General features: G+C 72.7%; 13 protein-coding genes. 2 read left to right on the forward strand and 11 right to left on the reverse strand.

The window, feature by feature from the left end; translation table 11 throughout:
- Positions 1-207: 207 nt before the first annotated feature.
- Complete coding sequence (locus tag GA0070558_RS12360) at positions 208-642, reverse strand: VOC family protein (protein ID WP_077939263.1); 435 nt, start codon at positions 640-642, stop codon at positions 208-210.
- A gap of 61 nt (positions 643-703) precedes the next feature.
- Here GA0070558_RS12360 and GA0070558_RS12365 point away from each other — a divergent pair, with 61 nt between their 5' ends.
- Positions 704-1669, forward strand: coding sequence for a helix-turn-helix transcriptional regulator (locus GA0070558_RS12365; protein ID WP_176734193.1), 966 nt, complete (start codon positions 704-706; stop codon positions 1667-1669).
- Between the two features lie 60 nt (positions 1670-1729).
- Here the strand turns inward: GA0070558_RS12365 and GA0070558_RS12370 are convergent, their stop codons facing one another.
- Positions 1730-2194, reverse strand: a complete 465-nt coding sequence (locus tag GA0070558_RS12370) for a MarR family winged helix-turn-helix transcriptional regulator (RefSeq protein WP_091278671.1) — start codon at positions 2192-2194, stop codon at positions 1730-1732.
- A 98-nt stretch (positions 2195-2292) separates the two neighbouring features.
- Between GA0070558_RS12370 and GA0070558_RS12375 the strand changes: the two genes are divergently transcribed.
- Positions 2293-3375, forward strand: a complete 1083-nt coding sequence (locus tag GA0070558_RS12375) for an epoxide hydrolase family protein (RefSeq protein ID WP_091278674.1) — start codon at positions 2293-2295, stop codon at positions 3373-3375.
- Between the two features lie 88 nt (positions 3376-3463).
- Here the strand turns inward: GA0070558_RS12375 and GA0070558_RS12380 are convergent, their stop codons facing one another.
- The 9 genes from GA0070558_RS12380 to GA0070558_RS12420 all read right to left on the reverse strand — a co-directional run bounded on the left by GA0070558_RS12380 (position 3464) and on the right by GA0070558_RS12420 (position 15893).
- Positions 3464-4873, reverse strand: coding sequence for a GH1 family beta-glucosidase (locus tag GA0070558_RS12380; protein WP_091278676.1), 1410 nt, complete (start codon positions 4871-4873; stop codon positions 3464-3466).
- Positions 4870-7137, reverse strand: a complete 2268-nt coding sequence (yicI, locus tag GA0070558_RS12385; protein WP_091278679.1) for an alpha-xylosidase — start codon at positions 7135-7137, stop codon at positions 4870-4872. The genes GA0070558_RS12380 and yicI overlap by 4 nt, the downstream gene beginning before the upstream one ends.
- The gene (locus GA0070558_RS12390; RefSeq protein WP_077939258.1) at positions 7134-8027 is read right to left on the reverse strand and encodes a carbohydrate ABC transporter permease; all 894 of its coding nucleotides are present in this window, start codon (positions 8025-8027) and stop codon (positions 7134-7136) included. The genes yicI and GA0070558_RS12390 overlap by 4 nt, the downstream gene beginning before the upstream one ends.
- The gene (locus tag GA0070558_RS12395) at positions 8027-8992 is read right to left on the reverse strand and encodes a carbohydrate ABC transporter permease (RefSeq protein WP_091278682.1); all 966 of its coding nucleotides are present in this window, start codon (positions 8990-8992) and stop codon (positions 8027-8029) included. The genes GA0070558_RS12390 and GA0070558_RS12395 overlap by 1 nt, the downstream gene beginning before the upstream one ends.
- Before the next feature lie 61 nt (positions 8993-9053).
- A complete protein-coding gene (locus tag GA0070558_RS12400; protein ID WP_091278685.1) occupies positions 9054-10358 on the reverse strand; it encodes an ABC transporter substrate-binding protein in 1305 nt (434 codons plus the stop codon).
- A 36-nt stretch (positions 10359-10394) separates the two neighbouring features.
- Entirely contained in the window at positions 10395-11516 is a 1122-nt protein-coding gene (locus GA0070558_RS12405) for a LacI family DNA-binding transcriptional regulator (protein WP_091278688.1), read from the reverse strand.
- Positions 11517-11730: 214 nt separating this feature from the next.
- Complete coding sequence (locus GA0070558_RS12410; RefSeq protein ID WP_091278690.1) at positions 11731-12540, reverse strand: metal-dependent hydrolase; 810 nt, start codon at positions 12538-12540, stop codon at positions 11731-11733.
- A 133-nt stretch (positions 12541-12673) separates the two neighbouring features.
- Positions 12674-14482 carry a serine/threonine-protein kinase gene (locus GA0070558_RS12415; protein ID WP_091278695.1) on the reverse strand — a complete coding sequence of 603 codons (1809 nt, stop codon included), beginning with the start codon at positions 14480-14482 and terminating at the stop codon, positions 12674-12676.
- A gap of 79 nt (positions 14483-14561) precedes the next feature.
- Positions 14562-15893 carry a glycosyltransferase family 4 protein gene (locus GA0070558_RS12420; RefSeq protein WP_176734194.1) on the reverse strand — a complete coding sequence of 444 codons (1332 nt, stop codon included), beginning with the start codon at positions 15891-15893 and terminating at the stop codon, positions 14562-14564.
- Positions 15894-16014 lie beyond the last annotated feature (121 nt).

The raw sequence follows: 16014 nt of genomic DNA on the forward strand, positions 1-16014 counted from the left end.
CTTTTATTCGGATCGTTGAATGTCGCCACCTTATCCCCGGTGCTGCGTATCTGGGTGCAGAGCAAAGGGGGTGCGGGATGTCGAGTGGGGTCGAGGGGGTGTGACGAAGAGTCACGCCGCCGGGCCTGCGCCCAGACGCCAGCGATCGTTGCGCAGCGTGGTCGAGCTGCGAGTGGCGCGGCCCCTCGGTCGGGGCGATCAGTCGAGTCAGTCGAGGCAGAACTCGTTGCCCTCGGGGTCGGCCATGACGATGTGCCCCGCGTCGAGCGGTGCGGCGGGCTCGTGGCGGCGCAGCCGGGTCGCGCCGAGCGAGACGAGCCGCTCGGCCGCCGCCTCCAGGGCCGCCATCCGCGCGTCGCCGACCAGCCCCGGCGCGGCCCGTACGTCGAGGTGCACCCGGTTCTTGACCTGCTTGGGCTCCGGCACCCGCTGGAAGAACAGCCGCGGCGCGGCGCCGGCGGGGTCGACCACCGCCGAGGCGGAGTTGCGGCGCTCGGGCGGCACGCCCATCGCCTCCAGCGCCTGCTCCCACGACTCGAAGCCGGGCGGCGGGGCCTGCACCTGATGGCCGAGGGCCTCGGCCCAGAAGGCCGCCAGCGCGGCCGGATCGGCGCAGTCGAACGTGATCTGAACGTCGGTCATGGTGCCAGCCTCCGGCATATCGCGGACAGGTTCGTTCCTAGACCTGTGCAACGATCGACGGGTGACCGTCGAGGCGACGACCGAGCGGGTGCTGCGGCTGCTGGCGCTGCTGCAGCGGCGACCGTCCTGGACCGCCGCCGAGATCGCCGCCGAGCTGCGGGTCACCGACCGCTCGGTGCGCCGCGACGTGCAGCGGCTGCGCGCGCTCGGCTACCCGGTGCACGCGGCGGCGGGCGTCGGCGGCGGCTACCGGCTCGGCGCTGGCACCCGGCTGCCGCCGCTGCTGCTCGACGACGAGGAGGCGATCGCGACGGCGGTGTCCCTGCGGCTGGCCTCGGGTGGCACGGTCGCCGGGGCGCAGGAGGCGGCACTGCGGGCGCTGGCCAAGCTCGACCAGGTGCTGCCCGCGCGGCTGCGCGCCGAGGTGCGGGCGGTGCACGCCGCCACCGACACCCTGGTCGGCCCCGGGGTCGAGATCGACGCGGAGCTGCTGGTGACCCTCGCGCGGGCCTGCCGCGACGCCGTGCGGGTGCGGTTCCGTTACGCCGGCCGCGACGGCGCGGAGAGCGAGCGCACGGTCGAGCCGGTGCGGATGGTCACCACGGGCCGCCGGTGGTATCTGATGGCCTGGGACGTCGACCGCGGCGACTGGCGCACGTTCCGGCTGGACCGGATGCGCCAGACGACGGCGACGACGTGGCGCTTCCGGGCGCGGGAGCACCCCGACCCGGTCGCCCACGTGCGGCGGGCCGTGGCCGAGGCACCGTACCGGCACCTCGCACGGGTGCGGGTGCACGCCCCGCCGGACGCGCTGCGGGCGCTGGTGCCGCCGCAGGTGGGGCGGGTCGAGGGCGGCCGCGACGGCTGGTGCGTGCTCGTCGTCGGTGGGGACGACCTCGACTGGCTCGCCCTGCACGTGGCCCGGCTCGGCTTCGAGGCGGAGGTGCTGGAGCCGGCGGAGCTGCGGCAGGCCCTCGCCCGGCTCGCCCGCCGCCTCGCGGCGATGGCCGGGCCGGCTATCGCGTGATCGTCTGCTGATTCAGGAGACGACACGCCGGGCGGGTTCTCCAGAAACAGCAGACGATCATCATGCGTCGCCGGCGCGTCGGTGGTGGTGGTCCAGCAGCTTGGACAGCAGCTCGGTCAGTCGCTGGCGCTCCCCGGCTGACAGCGGGGCCAGCAGCTCGTCCTGGCATTCGGCCAGGCGCCTCTCCAGCCGCCGCAGCTGCAGCCTGCCCGCCGCGGTCAACGAGATGATGTTGCGCCGACGGTCGGACGGGTCCGGGGCGCGCTCGACCAGCCTGCGCTCGGCGAGTTCGTTGACCGCCGCCACCATGTCGCTGAGGTGGATGCCGCTGCGGCGGCCCAGCGTGGCCTGGCTGGCGGGACCGAACTCCTCAAGCGTCGCCAGCAGGCGGTAGTGGTAGCCGCGGGCCTGGGCGGCGGAGAACGCGTCGCCCACCAGGCGCTGCGCGTGGCCGGCGGTCTGGGTGAGCAGCCAGCTGGGCAGGCTCTCCCAGCTGGCGGGCGCACTGTCGGCTGGCTTCTCCATGTGACAACCCTAACAAATCGTTGGGCACACTAACGATATCGGTATCGTTAGTCGCGCAAACGTTAGAGCACCAAACGAATATCCCTGGAGTCAAGGCCATGATCAAGCCGTTCCGCATCGACGTCCCCCAGGCCGCTCTCGACGACCTCGACGACCGGCTCGGCCGCACCCGGTGGCCCAACGAGGTCGCCGACGCCGGGTGGGACTACGGCTTCCCGCAGGCGCGGCTGAAGGAACTGGTCGAACACTGGCGCACCCGCTACGACTGGCGCGCGCAGGAGGCCCGGCTCAATGAGCTTCCGCACCTCACCACCGAGATCGACGGCCAGAACGTCCACTTCGTCCACGTCAGGTCGGCAAAGCCGGACGCGCTCGCGCTGATCCTCACCCACGGCTGGCCCGGCTCGTTCCTGGAGTTCCTCGACGTGATCGAGCCGCTGTCGCGCGACTTCCACCTGGTGATCCCGTCCATTCCGGGCTTCGGCTTCTCCGGGCCGACCCACGAGCGCGGCTGGGACGTCGTCCGGGTCGCGCGGGCCTGGGCCGAGCTGATGCGCCGTCTCGGCTACGAGCGCTACGGCGCGCAGGGTGGCGACTTCGGCTCGGGCATCTCGTTGGCGCTCGGCGCGGTGGCACCCGAACGGGTCGTCGGGGTGCACGTCAACTACCTGCCGACCCGGCCGCTGCCGGACGCCGACATCCACCTGTCCGAGACGGACGAGGCCCGGCTGGACAAGGTCAGGCAGCTGATGGCGAACCGGCCGCCGTTCCAGGCGCTGCAGGCCGCCACCCCGCAGACCATCGGCTACGCGCTGACCGACTCGCCCGTCGGCCAGCTGGCCTGGATCGCCGAGCGCTTCGCGCAGTGGACGGACCCCCGCTCGCCCGTCAGCGACGAGCGGATGCTCACCGACGTCTCGCTGTACTGGCTGACCGCCACCGCGGCCTCCTCGGCGCGACTGCACCGCGAGGCCCCGCGTCGGATCGCGCCGTGCCCGGTGCCGGTGGGGGTGGCCGTGTTCCCGCACGACATCACGCAGTCGGTGCGACCGCTGGCCGAGCGGCTCTACGACATCCGGCACTGGTCGGAGTTCGAGCGCGGGGGCCACTTCGCCGCGATGGAGGTGCCGGAGCTGCTCGCCGGGGACATCCGGGACTTCTACCTGACCTCCCTCGCCTGACACGGCGTCGCCGCGCCGGTGCCGCCGGCCGCAAACGCGCCGGGGCTGCTCGCCCGAACGACGGACGAGCAGCCCCGGCGGGCACAGCTCACTCGCCGGCCGGCGGCTCCAGCCGACCCGTGGCGGTCAGGGCCCGGTACCAGTGGGCGCTGTCCTTCCAGATCCGCTCCTGCGTGTCGTAGTCGACGCGGATGATGCCGAAGCGGCGGTCGTAGCCCCACGCCCACTCGAAGTTGTCCAGCAGCGACCAGACGAAGTAGCCGCGCACGTCCGCGCCCGCGTCCATGGCCGCGCCGACCGCGTCGATGTGCCGGTACAGGTAGTCCAGCCGCCGCTCGTCGTGGACCCGGCCGTCGGGGGTGACCACGTCGTCGAACGCCGCGCCGTTCTCGGTGATCATCAGCGGCAGGCCGGGGTGCTCCCGGTGCAGCCGCAGCAGCAGCTCGGTCAGGCCGGCGGGCTCGATGTTCCAGCCCATCGCCGTGTACGGGCCCGGCTGCGGCAGGAAGTCCACGTCGTCGGCGCCGACCCACGGGGTGTGCGCCGAGCTGCCGTGCCCGTCGTTGTCCGAGCGGGCCGAGACGCCGTCCCAGGCCCGCACCAGGGTGGTCGAGTAGTAGTTGACCCCGAGCACGTCCAGCGGCACCGCGATCGTGCGCTCGTCGCCGTCGCGCACGAACGACCAGTCGGTCACCTTCGCGGTGTCGGCGAGCAGGTCCGCCGGGTACGCCCCGTCGAGCAGCGGCCCGAGGAACGCCCGGTTGGCCAGCGCGTCGATGCGGCGCACCGCGTCGGCGTCGGCGGCCGAGCCCGACGCCGGCCGGACCACGTGCAGGTTCAGCGTCACCGACAGCTCCGCCGCCGGCGCCAGCTCGCGCACCACCCGGCCGGCGAGGCCGTGGGCGAGGTTGAGATGGTGTACGGCGGCCAGCGCCCCGGCCGGCTCGGTGCGGCCCGGCGCGTGCACCCCGGAGCCGTAGCCGAGGTACGCCGAGCACCACGGCTCGTTGAACGTCGTCCAGGTGTGCACCCGGTCGCCGAGCGCCGCCACGATGCCGGCCGCGTACTCCTGGAACCGCAGCGCGGTGTCCCGCGCCGGCCAGCCGCCGGCGTCCTCCAGCTCCTGCGGCAGGTCCCAGTGGTACATGGTGGCCACCGGCCGCACGCCCCGCTCCAGCAGCCCGTCGACGAGCCGGGAGTAGAAGTCCAGCCCGGCCCGGTTGAACGCCCCGGAGCCGCCGGGCTGCACCCGGGGCCAGGAGATCGAGAACCGGTACGCCGACAGCCCCAGCTCGGCGATGTGCCCCAGGTCCTCGGCCCAGCGGTGGTAGTGGTCGGCGGCCACGTCGCCGGTGTCCCCGTTCAGGGTGCGGCCGGGGGTGTGGCTGTAGGTGTCCCAGATCGACGGGCCCCGCCCGTCCTCGGTGGCCGCGCCCTCGATCTGGTACGACGCCGTGGCCGAGCCCCACACGAAGCCCTCGGGAAACACTCGCGTCACCGGTTCGCCCCCGTTTCCAGCACGTCGCCGCCCGGCGACCCTGATCCCACCACGTCACAGTCGTAGCCGGACGACGCGCCGGCCACCACGTCCACGGCGGCGGTCCCGCCGTCGTACCGCACCTCGAACTCGGCCCCCGGACCGCCGCCGGGCGACGGGATCCGCACCCGCGTCCGCTGGCCCTCGACGGGCGCGAACAGCCGCAGCCGCACGCCGTCGGCCCACTCGTAGTCGGGCCGGTCGTGCGTCGCGCCGAACGGGATCACCGCACCGGGGCGGGCGAGCACCGGCAGGCTGTCGTAGTCGTGCTTCTCGGTCACCCACGCCGGCCCGGTGAGCTGCGCGCCGCTGACCAGGTTGGTCCAGGTGCCGGCGGGCACGTAGTAGGTGACCTCCCCGTCGGGGCTCATCACGGGCGCGACCAGCACGTCGGGGCCGAGCATGTACTGCCGGTCGAGGTACGCGGCCATCGGGTCGTCCGGGAACTCCACGATCATCGGCCGCATCACCGGCACCCCGTCGCGGTGCGCCTCCTCGGCCGCCGCCGCCAGGTAGGGCATCAGGCTCAGCTTGAGCCGGGTGAAGTGGCGCAGCACCTCCACGGCCTCGTCGTCGTACGCCCACGGCACCCGGTACGAGCCGGAGCCGTGCAGCCGCGAGTGCGAGGAGAGCAGCCCGAACGCGATCCACCGCTTGAACACGGCCGGGTCGGGGGTGCCCTCGAAGCCGCCGATGTCGTGGCTCCAGTAGCCGAACCCGGACGCCGACAGCGACAGCCCGCCGCGCAGCGACTCGGCCATCGCCACGAATGTCGACTCGCAGTCGCCGCCCCAGTGCACCGGGAACTGCTGCCCGCCGGCCGTGGCCGACCGGGCGAACACGACCGCCTCGCCGACGCCGCGCTCGGCCTCCAGCAGCTCGAAGACGGCCTTGTTGTAGAGGTAGGCGTAGTAGTTGTGCATCCGCTGCGGGTCCGACCCGTCGTGCCAGACCACCTCGGTGGGGATGCGCTCGCCGAAGTCGGTCTTGAAGCAGTCGACGCCCATGTCGAGCAGCACCTTGAGCTTGCTGTTGAACCAGGCCACCGCGTCGGGGTTGGTGAAGTCGACGAGCGCCATGCCGGCCTGCCACTTGTCCCACTGCCAGACCGACCCGTCGGGGTTGCGCACCAGGTAGCCGGCCTGGCGGCCCTCCTCGAACAGGTAGGAGCGCTGGGCGATGTACGGGTTGATCCACACGCACACCTTCAGGCCGCGCTCGTGCAGCCGGCGCAGCATCCCCTCCGGGTCGGGGAAGGTCGCCGGGTCCCACACGAAGTCGACCCAGTGGAACTGCCGCATCCAGAAGCAGTCGAAGTGGAACACCGACAGCGGCAGGTCCCGCTCGGCCATCCCGTCGATGAACTCGGTGACGGTCTTCTCGTCGTACGACGTGGTGAACGACGTCGACAGCCACAGCCCGTACGACCAGGCCGGGACGCGGGCCGGGCGGCCGGTGAGCGCGGTGTAGCGGCGCAGCACGTCCTTCGGGGTGGGCCCGTCGATCAGGTAGTAGGTCAGCGACTGCCCCTCGACGCTGAACTGGGCCTGCGAGACGACCTCCGAGCCGACCTCGAACGACACGTGCTCGGGGTGGTCGACGAAGACGCCGTAGCCGGCGCTGCTGAGATAGAACGGCACGTTCTTGTACGCCTGCTCGCTGGCGGTGCCGCCGTCGGCGTTCCAGATGTCGACGGTCTGGCCGTTCTTGACGAACGGGCCGAACCGCTCGCCGAGGCCGTAGATCGTCTCCCCGACGCCCAGCGCCAGCCGGTCGTGGACGAAGTGGCGGCCCTCGCCGTCGGTGACGACGCCGACGCTGCGCTCGGTGGACGAGGTGACCAGGCGGTCGCCGCGCAGGAAGTCGACCCGCCACCGGTCGACCAGCGTGACGCGGGCGGTCAGCTCGCCGGTGGTCAGGGCGGCGCTGACGCCGGTGACCTCGACGGTGACGGGGTGGTCGTCGCCGGCCGCGAGGGCGAAGCGCGGCTGCTTCGGCAGCCCGCCGCTGTGGTGCCCGACGGTCACCCCGATCACGCCGGGGGCGGGGGAGAAGAACTGCACGGTGACGACCGGGCGGTTGAGGGTGTCGCCCCGCCCGGTGATCTGACCGGTCGGCGCGAAGACGGTGAAGCCGCGTTCGTCCGGCTCCACCGATTCGACTGTGCCGGGGCGCAGCACGGTGACCCCCGGACGCAGTTGCCAGTACCCGTCGGTGAACTTCACTTCTCGGCTCCTACCGTGATGCCGCGGCTCAGCGTGCGCTGGAAGATGAGGAAGAACACGATCGCCGGGACGAGGCTGATCAGCGCCCCGGCGTTGGTGGTGGGGGCGTCCATCAGCCGGTCGCCCTGCAACGACGCGAGGGCCACCGGGATGGTCTGGGTCTGGTTGTCGATGAGCATCACCAGCGGGATGAGGAACTCGTTCCAGGTCCAGATGAAGAAGAAGACCAGCAGCACGGCGAGGGTGGGCCGGACGTTGGGCAGGACGACCCGCCACAGGATCGTCCACTTGCCGGACCCGTCCAGCGCCGCCGCCTCCAGCAGGCTCTTGGGGAACGTGCCGAGCACCGAGGCCAGCAGGTACGTGCCGAACGCGCTCTGGATGACCGTGAAGATGATGATCACGACGAGCCGGGTGTTGTAGAGGCCCACCTCCTTGGCGAAGTAGTAGAGCGGGTAGACCAGGGACTCCTGCGGCAGCATGTTGGCCAGCAGGAACGCCCCGACGATCCAGAGCCGGCCCCGGACCCGGCCGATGCCCAGCGCGTACGCGTTGAGCAGCGACACGGCGACCGCGAGCACCGCGACCGAGCCGGCGATGAGCGCGGAGTTCCACAGCTTCTGCGGGAAGTCGACCTGCGTCCAGTAGGTGCGCAGGCCCTGGGTGTAGAACTCCGACGGCCAGCTCAGCGGCCCGTCCGTGGAGTACTGCCCGGGCGTCTTGAACGCGTTGAGCAGCATGAACACGAACGGCACCAGCATGACCAGGGCGCCGACGGTGACCACGGCCAGCACGATCCAGCGGCCGACGCCCCGGTGGTGCCGGTCGCGAACAGGAGTGGCCCGGCCGGTCTTCGCGGGGGCCTCGGCGGGGGTGAGGGTGACGGACATCAGGCGCTCCCGTCCTGTCGCTCGGCGCGGTGCTGCGCGCGGATGAACAGCAGCGCCACCACCACGATGATCAGCGTCAGCACGGTCGAGATCGCCGACCCGTACCCGACCTGGAGTTTCTTGAAGAACGTGTAGTACGCGAAGTACGACGGCACGTTGGTGGCGTTCTCCGGGCCGCCCCGGGTCAGCGCGTAGATCGGCCCGAACACCTTCATCGCGGCGATGGTGCAGGTGAGGGCGACGACGAACGTCTCCGGCCGGATCTGCGGCAGGGTGATCGCCCGGAACCGGCGGGCCCAGCCCGCGCCGTCGATCTCCGCCGCCTCGTACAGTTCGGGGTCGACCCGCTGCAACGCGGCCATGAACACGACCACCGGGTAGCCGATCTGCACCCAGATCATCACGCCCATGACCGCCGGCAGGGCGGTGTCGGGGTCGCCGAGCCAGTCGTGCGACAGCGCGCCCAGCCCGACGGCGTCGAGCAGCCCGTTGAGGGCCCCGTCGGGGCGCAGGATCCAGCCCCACACGATGCCGGCCACCACGACCGGCAGGACCTGCGGCAGGTAGAACGCGGCGCGCAGCGCGTTGGCGGTGCGCGACTTGAAGCGCCGCCCGATGGTGTCGAACAGCACCGCCGCGAGCACGAGGCCGACGACGGTGGGCACCACGACCATCGCCACGATCATGGCGAGGGTGTTGCGGAACGACTGCCAGAAGACGGTGTCGTCGAGCAGGCGCTGGTAGTTCTCCAGCCCGACGAACGTCGGGTCGCCGATGCCGGACCAGCGGGTCAGCGAGAGATAGCCGGTGAACAGCAGCGGCCCGCCGATGACCAGCGCGAAGAGCACCGCGCCGGGGAGCAGGTAGAGCCAGTAGCCCGCGTCGCCGCGGCGACGCGGCCCCCGGCGGCCCTTCGGATCGGTGTCGCCCCGGCGTCGGGTGGCGAGGGCGTCGGTTGCAGCCATGATGGTCCCTCCGGTGCGCCGGCGGGCGCGTCGCGCAGGGCGCGCCCGCCGGGCGTCCTCGTCAGCCGCGCTTGATCTCCGCGACGCCCTCGTCGTACGGCTTGGCGATCGCGTCGAGCACCTGGTCGGGGGACTTCGACTGGTTGATCAGGCCCTGGAAGCCGGAGACCAGCACGTCGTAGTAGCCGGGGACCGGCCAGTCCGGGTAGAAGGCCAGGCCGTCGGTGGTGCTGATCGCGTTGAAGTTCTCGATCAGCTTCTTGTCCTTCGGGTCGGCGATCTTCGACGGGTCGGCGGCCACCGGGACGCCGCCGTTGTTGCCGATCAGGGCCTGGATCTCCGGGCGCATGGTGATGTCGATGAAGTCGTACGCCAGGTCCTTGGCCTTGCTGGTCGCCGGGACCACCCAGATGTTGCCGGACGAGCCGGCGTGCAGCTTGTTGCCGGGGAACAGGAAGCTGTCCCAGTTGGCCTTCATCTCGGCCTTGAACCGGCCGTACCACCAGCTCCCGGAGACGATCATCGGGGTCTTGCCGGCGATGAACGCCGTGCCCATGTCCTCGGCCTTGGCGCTGGCGGTGCCCTTGCCGACGTAGCCCTTCTTCACCCACTCGGCGAACGTGTCCGCGCCGTACTTGAGCGGGTCGGCCTTGAAGTCGACCGGGTTCTTGTAGAGCTGGTAGTTGTCGACGAACGCCCGGTCGGCCTTGGCGAGCGCGAGCTGGTAGAACAGCTGCCCGGCCGGGTACTCGGCACCGGCGGTGCCCAGCGGGGTGATGCCCTTGGCGACGAACGTGTCCATCGCGGCGGTCAGCTCGTCGAGCGTCGTCGGGACCTTGACGCCGTTGCGGTCGAACAGGTCCTTGTTGTAGTAGACCATCACGTACTCGCCGTAGTTGGGCACGCCGTACCAGTTGCCGGATCCCATCACGCCCTTGTCGTCGTACTTGGCGGTGGTCTGCAGGCTCGGGCTGAGCGCCTTGTCCCAGCCGCGCTTGGTCGCCTCGGCCGTGAGGTCGGTGAGCAGGCCCTGCTTGGACAGCAGGCCGGCGGTGGCGTTGCCCTTGTTGTACTCCATCACGTCCGGGCCCTCGGACGAGTTGATGATCATCCCGGCGTTCTGCTGGATCTGCTCGAACGCCTTGCGCTCGAAGCGCACCTCGACGCCCGGGTGCTCCTGCTTGAAGACCTCGATCGCCTTGTCCCACGCCACGCCCATGGCGCTGGTCTCGCCCTCGTAGTGCCAGAGCTTGAGCACCTTGGCACCGCTGGCGCCCTCGTCGGCGTCGTCACCGCAGGCGGTCAGGGACGCCGCCGCGGCGACGGCCAGGGTCACCGCCGCGACGACTGTGCGGAATCGTTGCATTACCATTCTCCTCGTGAGTATCGAGCCGGTACTCCTCTAGGCCCGTCGTCGCGTGGCAGCGCGGCGACGGGCTGTGTTCTTGCTCGTCGTGCCCGACGCCTCCGGGTCGGCCGCGTCGGCCGCTCCGGTGGTGTCCCCCGTCGGGCGACCGGGAGGGCCGCTGGATCCGCGGACCTCCAACGTGCACGGCAGCAGCTCCTGGTGGATCGGGGCGCTGTCGAGCTCCAGGTGGCGCAGCAGCGCCTCGACCGCGATGCGTCCCAGCGCCGAGCCGGGCGACGTCATCGCGGTCAGCGCGGGGGTGGCCAGCTCGGCGACCTGCGGCGAGGTGACCATGGAGACGACCGAGACGTCGTCGGGCACGGTGAGGCCCCGCCCGGCCAGCCCGCCGAGGATGCCGAACACGGCCCGCTCGTTCATGGCGAGCACGGCGGTCAGGTCGGGGGCCCGGTCGAACGCCGTGGCCAGGGCCGCCCGCCCGCCGGCCGCGCTGTCCTCGGCGGGGATCATCAGCGGCTCGACGCCGTGCTCGGCCATCGCGGCGGCGAACGCGTCGCGGGTGCGCAGCGCGGGGCCGTAGCCCTCGGCGATGGTCGCGGCGGAGTGGTTGACGTAGACGATCCGCCGGTGGCCCAGACCCACGAGGTGCGCGACGGCGTCGTGCACGGTGCGGTCGAAGTCGATGTCGACGTACGACAGGTCGGTGGTGTCGCCGGTGCGGCCGATGAGCACCAGCGGCACGCCCGCCTCGCGCAGCACGGCCACCCGGTCGTCGTCGAGCTGCACCTCCATCAGCAGCGCGCCGTCGAGCATGCGCTGGCTGGCCAGCCGCCGCAGGCCGTCGAGGTCGTCGGCGTCGACGGGGGAGAGCACCAGGTGGTAGCCCGCCGCGCTGGCCGCCGAGGCGGCGCCGGTGACGAAGGCCGTCTCGGTGGCGCCCAGGCCGCGGTCGTCGATCGGCAGGAGCAGGCCGAGGATGCGGCTGCGCCGGCTGGCCAGCCCCCGGGCCATCGCGTGCGGCTGGTATTCCAGCTCCGCCATCGCGGCGCGGACCTTGTCCCGGGTGGCCTGGGAGATGGGCCGCGCGCCGGTCAGCACGTACGACACCGTGCTGACGGAGACCCGCGCGAGCCGGGCGACGTCGTGCATCGTGGCCATCGCGCACCTCCCTCGGCGGCCCGGCGGGCGGGGTTCCGACCTGCGTCGAAACGCCTAGTCGAAACGGTTAGTCGAAGCGTTTCGACAGACCGTAGGGCACGTGTTACGAGGGCGTCAATAGCCGATGACAAAAATGGGTCGCCGGGCCGACCTGCGCCCGGGGGCGGCACAGCGCCGCGCTGGGGGCGGGGTCGGCCCGGCGACGGGCGGAGCCTCAGATGTCGATGTTGAACTTGCGCAGCACCGACGGGGCGACCAGGCCCACCGCCGCGAGCACGGAGATCGCGGTCAGCACGCCGCGCAGCACGACCACCTCGGTCTTGCTGCCGGTGCGCAGCGCGATGCTGTTCGGCAGGCCGACCATCGTCCACATCCGGCGCTTGATCGGGATCGGCCACAGGATCGGCACCCCGGCCCGCGTGATCATGTCGCCGAGGATGTGCACGAAGCAGCCCACCCCGACGGCCAGCCCGATCAGCGGATAACCCCGGTCGCCGGGCAGGTTGGCGAACGTGAACCAGGCGGCGGCGGCCGAGGCCAGGGTCACGATCACCCAGCCGGCGCGCTCCGCCCACCGGTCGAACAGCCCGCGCAGGGCCAGCCCGAACATGAAGAACAGGATGCCGACCACGGCCCACTTGCCGTACGCGGCGCACAGCGCGGTGGTGCCCCAGCCGACCAGCACGGTGAACGGGATCGTGTGGGTCAGGGTGCGGTGGCCGTTGTTGCGGCGCGGGTCCTTGCTCAGCTTGGTCGCGTAGTAGACGCCGAGGGAGATCTTCTCCATCACCTCGGCGACGAACAGGCTGACCACCCCGAACGTGCGGGCCACCGTGGCCCCGCCCTGGTTGCGGGTCACCTTGCCCGACAGGTCGAGGTCGGGGAAGAGCGCCCCACCGGCGCAGACCGCAGTGCCGACGGCGAGCGCCAGCGGTGACTGGTGGTAGTCGGCGAACTGGTCGAGCGCCCAGGAGCCGGTCAGCCACACCGCCGCGCCCGACAGTGCGTGGGACGGTCCCATCATGACGCCTCGCCCTCCCCAGGGTCTTGATCCACAAACTAGGCCACTCTGGCAGAGTCGCCGCCGGGGAGCAATCACCTGGACGGTCCACACCGGACGGTGTCGCGGTCCGGGCGCGTGGGGCGGCCCCGCCGGCTCAGGCCGTGCCGCCGGCCCGGAAGCTGGACCGCATCGTCTCCCGCTCGGCCGCGCCGGCGTCCCACTCCACCTCGGGGCCGCTCCAGGCCAGCGACCACGAGCGGGTGCCGAACGGGATCAGTTGCGCCCCGCGCAGGCGCGCCCCCATCGGCGCGTCCCAGGTGCACTCCCACTCCGCCCCCCGGCCCGCCACCTCCGCCAGCCGGATCTTCGCGTACCGGGGGAGGGCGCCCGCCTCCTTCGCCCGGCGCTCGTTCGCGCGCAGCTGCTCCAGCGGGGCGGCGGCCGGGTCGTCCGCCGGGGAGACGGTCAGGATCCGCCGGGCCGACGGGTCCTGGAAACAGACCGCGTTCCCGTCCCGGTACTGCCGCCAGCCGGGCGGCAGGGCGAGCCGGAACCCGGCCTGGTCGGCGTACCAGGACCAGTCCGACGGCGGGCGCAGCGACTCGTCCGGGGCCGGCGCGACGGTCGGGGGTGGCTCGCCGAACGGGTAGGGCCGCAGGCAGGGGAAGGGCGGGGGCGGGACACCCGCCCTGAGCGGCGGCAGCAGCGGCCCGGCCGACGACGGGCTCGGCGTGGCCCCCGGCGTGGCCGGTGGCGTCGCCTCGCGGCCGGTGTGGGGGCTGAACAACGCGAAGACGACGAGGTGCGCGACCACCAGCGTGACCGCCACGCCGGCCACGGCCAGCGGCCAGCGCCGCCGGGCCGGCGCGGCGGCGTCCGCCGGCCCGGCCGGCACGATGACGAACGGGACGTCGGCCGGCACCGGGGCGGTGGTGTCCGTGGGCGCGGTCGGCGTCGGCCCGTCCCGCGCCGGGCCCGTCCCCGCCGGCCTCCTGCCCGCCGTTGCGTCCCGCCGAGGCGGCCCAACCGACCAGCCCGGCACGACCAGCCGGTCCGCCTCGGCGGGCCCGGCCGGGCCGTCCGGCGGGACCGCGTCCGGCGGAACCACCGTGGCCTCCGGGGCGACCGTGACCGGCGAGGGCTCGGCGCCCGGCGCGGCGGCCTGGGCCAGGCGGCGCTGCGTCTCCTCGTGGTCGATGCGCTGCCGTGGGTCCCGGCGCAGCAGGCCGACCAGCACCGGCCGCAGCGGCCCGGCGTGCGGGGCCGGGTCCGGCGGCCGGGTGGCCAGGGCGCTCAGCGTCGCCATCGCGGTGCTCCGGGCGTACGGGGACTTGCCCTCCACGGCCGCGTGCAGCGTCGCGCCGAGCGACCACAGGTCGGCCTCCACGCTGGAGATCCCCTCGGCGGCGCGCTCCGGGGCGACGAACTGCGGGGAGCCGAGCACCAGCCCCGGCCGGGTCATCACCCCGTCCCCGCCGTCGAAGACGGCGAGCCCGAAGTCGGTGAGCATCACCCGCCCGTCGTGGGCGACGAGCACGTTGGCCGGCTTGACGTCCCGGTGCAGCACGCCGGCCTGGTGCGCGGCACGCAGCGCGGCCAGCAGCGCCAGCCCGATCGCCGCGGCCCGCCGCGGTGGCAGCGGCCCGGACGTGTCCAGGATGTGCTGCAACGACCGGGACGGTACGTACTCCATGATCAACCACGGGTCGCCGTCGACCGGCACCACGTCGTAGACCCGGACCACGTTGGGGTGGTTGAGCCGCGCCGTCGTGCGCGCCTCCCGCAGCGTACGCAGGCGCAACTCGTCGAGCTCGTCGCCGGCCAGCACGGCCGGCGGGACGACCTGCTTGACCGCGACGTCGCGGTGCAGCATCTCGTCCCTGGCACGCCACACCTTGCCCATGCCGCCGCGACCCACGAGGTCGAGCAGGCGGTACCGGCCGCCGATCACTACCTGCTGCACCGTTCTCCTCACCGCGGGCGGACGTACACCATAGCCAGCGGATCGGCAGGGACCAATCGGACGACAGGTCGACAACCCGTCAGCAGGCCGCGTGCCCGGCCGTCAGCAGGTTCCCCTCCGGGATGGCGATCCGGGGCCGACCCGCGCCCAGCCGGCTCGCCGCCCGACGGGCCTGGAACGAACCGTGCTCGCGGCGGGCGGCGGCGTAGCTGCTCGCGGTGTGGGCGGCGATGGTCGCCCAGCCGTACCGCTCGCTGACCATCGTGCGGGCCCGGCGGGCCACCCGGCGGGCGAAGACCTCGTCGCCGATGAGCCGGTCGACCGCGCCCGCCAGCGCGTCGGGGTCGCTGTGCGGGAACGTCACCCCGGTGACCCCGGGCTCGACGATCTCGGCGAGCCCGCCCGTCGAGGCGACGGCCAGGGGCGCGCCGGCCGCGGCGGCCTCCAGGGCGACCATCCCGAACGGCTCGTAGAGGCTCGGCACCACGGTCGCGTCGGTGGCGGCCAGCATGGCCGGGAGCTGGGTGGAGTCCAGGAAACCGGCGAAGCGCACCGTGTCGCCCAGGTGCAGCCGGTGCGCCTGCTCCACCAGCTCCTGCCGGTACGGGCCGTCGCCGGCGATCACCACCCGCAGCCCCGGGTGCCGCTCGCGCAGGTGCGGCACGGCGTGCATCAGGTGCTGCACGCCCTTTTCGTAGACGAGCCGGCCCGCGTACCCGACCAGGGGACCGTCACCGGCGAACCGGGCCCGTGCCGAGGCGACCGCCCGGGGCCGGGCCCGCCAGACCCGGTCGTCCACCCCGTTGGCCACCACGTCGACCCGGGCGGCCGGCACGTCGAACAGGCGGCCGATCTGGTCACGCATGTAGCCGGAGCAGGCGATCACCCGCGTCGACTCGCCGCTGATCCAGTGCTCGACGCCGTGGATGGTGCGGTTCATCTCCTCGGGCAGCCAGCCCTGGTGCCGGCCCGCCTCCGTCGCGTGGATCGTCGTCACCAGCGGCAGGTCCAGGTGCTCGGCGAGGGTGATCGCGGTGTGCGCGACGAGCCAGTCGTGGGCGTGGATGACGTCGTAGGAGCCGCTCTCGGTGGCGCGCAGGGCGGCGCGGGTGAGGGTGTGGTTGAAGGCCATGGTCCAGGCGAGGAGGCTGCCGGTGGCCAGGGGGAAGGCGACGGGGTCCTCGGCGGCGCGCAGGACGCGGACGCCGTCGGCGTACTCCTCCAGGGGTGCGCCGTCGGCGTGGCGGGTGACGACGGTGACCTCGTGGCCGGCGGCGGCGAGGGCGACGGAGAGGGCGTGCACGTGGCGGCCGAGGCCGCCGACGAGCACCGGCGGATATTCCCAGGAGAGGATGAGCACCCGCTGGTGCCGGGCCGGGTTGATGTCGATCACTTCGGCGTCAGGTGACATGCGGCCCCCTTGGAGTTGTCTCCGGCGCGCGGGCCGGCCGCACCCGCGGAAAACGGATGCCGCCGACCAGCCCTGGATCTCGGGCCCATCCTGCACCGGGCCGGATAACCAGCGGAGACGT

Source organism: Micromonospora haikouensis (assembly GCF_900091595.1).
Taxonomy (GTDB): Bacteria; Actinomycetota; Actinomycetes; order Mycobacteriales; family Micromonosporaceae; genus Micromonospora; species Micromonospora haikouensis.

Bases quoted from the DNA above. Each gene is read 5' to 3' on its own strand.
- GA0070558_RS12400 (WP_091278685.1), bottom strand. From the start codon at position 10,358: ATGCAACGATTCCGCACAGTCGTCGCGGCGGTGACCCTGGCCGTCGCC.
- GA0070558_RS12360 (WP_077939263.1), bottom strand. From the start codon at position 642: ATGACCGACGTTCAGATCACGTTCGACTGCGCCGATCCGGCCGCGCTG.
- GA0070558_RS12370 (WP_091278671.1), bottom strand. From the start codon at position 2,194: ATGGAGAAGCCAGCCGACAGTGCGCCCGCCAGCTGGGAGAGCCTGCCC.
- GA0070558_RS12375 (WP_091278674.1), top strand. From the start codon at position 2,293: ATGATCAAGCCGTTCCGCATCGACGTCCCCCAGGCCGCTCTCGACGAC.
- GA0070558_RS12420 (WP_176734194.1), bottom strand. From the start codon at position 15,893: ATGTCACCTGACGCCGAAGTGATCGACATCAACCCGGCCCGGCACCAG.
- GA0070558_RS12405 (WP_091278688.1), bottom strand. From the start codon at position 11,516: ATGGCCACGATGCACGACGTCGCCCGGCTCGCGCGGGTCTCCGTCAGC.
- GA0070558_RS12410 (WP_091278690.1), bottom strand. From the start codon at position 12,540: ATGATGGGACCGTCCCACGCACTGTCGGGCGCGGCGGTGTGGCTGACC.
- GA0070558_RS12390 (WP_077939258.1), bottom strand. From the start codon at position 8,027: ATGTCCGTCACCCTCACCCCCGCCGAGGCCCCCGCGAAGACCGGCCGG.
- GA0070558_RS12395 (WP_091278682.1), bottom strand. From the start codon at position 8,992: ATGGCTGCAACCGACGCCCTCGCCACCCGACGCCGGGGCGACACCGAT.